This is a genomic window from Candidatus Erwinia dacicola (assembly GCF_001756855.1).
In the GTDB taxonomy this organism is placed as follows: Bacteria; Pseudomonadota; Gammaproteobacteria; order Enterobacterales; family Enterobacteriaceae; genus Erwinia; species Erwinia dacicola.
Window position 1 is genome coordinate 1 of record NZ_MAYS01000295.1, and the last position, 1,844, is coordinate 1,844.

At 52.0% G+C, this 1,844-nt stretch carries 2 protein-coding genes; one reads left to right on the forward strand and one right to left on the reverse strand.

Annotated features, from left to right (window positions below; all coding sequences use genetic code 11):
- Positions 1-198: 198 nt before the first annotated feature.
- Positions 199-1,152 carry a transaldolase gene (gene tal, locus BBW68_RS08730; protein WP_070135012.1) on the reverse strand — a complete coding sequence of 318 codons (954 nt, stop codon included), beginning with the start codon at positions 1,150-1,152 and terminating at the stop codon, positions 199-201.
- Between the two features lie 200 nt (positions 1,153-1,352).
- Here tal and BBW68_RS08735 point away from each other — a divergent pair.
- Positions 1,353-1,844: IS6 family transposase (locus tag BBW68_RS08735; RefSeq protein WP_070135014.1), on the forward strand; the 492-nt coding region annotated here is incomplete at its 3' end.

Genomic DNA, 1,844 nt, shown 5'->3' on the forward strand with positions numbered 1-1,844 from the left:
CAGATCTTCGCAACAGTGCTAAGTGGTTTATCTGGCGATCAACGATACGTCAAAAAAAATGGAGTATACCAATCCAGAACTGGCAGCTGGCGATGCGTCGATTTATTATCAAGTTCGGTGACCACCTGAGCGACCGCCTTTAATACGATGGCAGTTACACAGAATTACCGACAGGCTCGTTTCCCGGTCACTCAAACCTTACAGCAGGTCGGCAATTATCTTATCGAGCTTGCCTTGGTCGATGGCAAAGTTATGGATGCCTTCAGCTAGTTTCTGTACCGCCATTGGATCTTGGTTGTGCTGCCACAGGAACTCGGGTTCAGTCATTTTAGCCGGGCGCGCTTTCACTTCGCCCTTGTAAGAGAGCTTACGCTCCACGGTGCCTTCCGTTTCAGACAGCTCTTTCAGCAGGCCCGGGGAGATGGTCAGACAGTCACAGCCGGCCAGCTCAATGATTTCACCCACGTTACGGAAACTGGCACCCATCACGACGGTCTCGTAGCCGTGCTGCTTGTAGTATTCGTAGATTTCAGTCACGGAAATCACGCCCGGATCTTCGTTCGGTGCGTACTCTTTCTTATCGGTGTTCGCCTTGTACCAGTCGAGGATACGGCCAACAAACGGGGAGATCAGGAACACGCCAGCTTCGGCACAAGCACGTGCTTGGGCGAAGGAGAACAGCAGCGTCAGGTTACAGTTAATACCCTCTTTCTCCAGCTGCTCAGCGGCACGGATGCCCGGCCAGGTAGAAGCCAGCTTGATCAGAATACGGTCATTGCTGATGCCGGCATCGTTATAGAGTTTGATCAGGCTATGTGTTTTCGCGATGCTGCCTTCGGTGTCGTAAGAGAGACGCGCATCAACTTCAGTAGAGATACGACCAGGAACCAACTTGAGGATTTCCAGACCGATGTTCACAGCCAGCTTGTCGGCAGCGTAGGAGATCTGCTCTTCTTTGTTGCTGGTCTGCTCACGCGCCCAGCTCACCGCTTCGTCGATCAACTTACGGTATTCCGGAATCTGTGCAGCGCTGAGGATTAGAGAAGGGTTAGTGGTGGCATCCTGAGGTTTGTAGAGTTTCATCGCCGCAATGTTGCCGGTATCAGCAACAACGGTAGTGAGTTGACGCAGGGAAGATAATTTGTCCGTCATAGTTGTCATTCTCATCAAAGTTGATTTTTCAGGGTGTTGAAAATGTCTGTCTTGGATGATAGCACGCGCACCCCCCCATGCAAGCAGTCCCGTTCCCCGTAACACAGCAGGAGAATGCCAGCGCACAAAATCACATTGGCACTGTTGCAAAGATCTGGCGATGGTAAACTGATGCCACTGTTTAGTTGAAGGAGCAGCACATGAACCCATTTAAAGGTCGACATTTTGAGCGTCATATTATCCTGTGGGCCGTCCGCTGGTACTGCAAATATGGCATCAGTTATCGTGAGCTGCAGGAGATGCTGGCTGAGCGAGGGGTAAATGTCGATCACACCACGATTTATCGATGGGTTCAGCGTTCTGCACCTGAGATGGAAAAGCGGCGGCGCTGGTACTGGCGTCAACCTTCCGGTTTTGGCTCATGGCATCTCGATGAAACCTACGTGAAGGTCAACGGACGCTGGGCTTATCTGTACCGCGCCGTCGACAGCAGGGGCTGCACCATTGACTTTTACCTGTCTTCACGTCGTCACACCAAAGCCGCCTATCGCTTTATGGGTAAACTTCTGAATAATACGAAGCGCCTGCAAATTCCACGGTTGATCAACACAGATAAAGCCCCGACGTATGGGCGGGCGCTGGCATTGCTGAAGCGGGAAGGTAAATGTCCGCAGCATGTGCATCACCGGCAG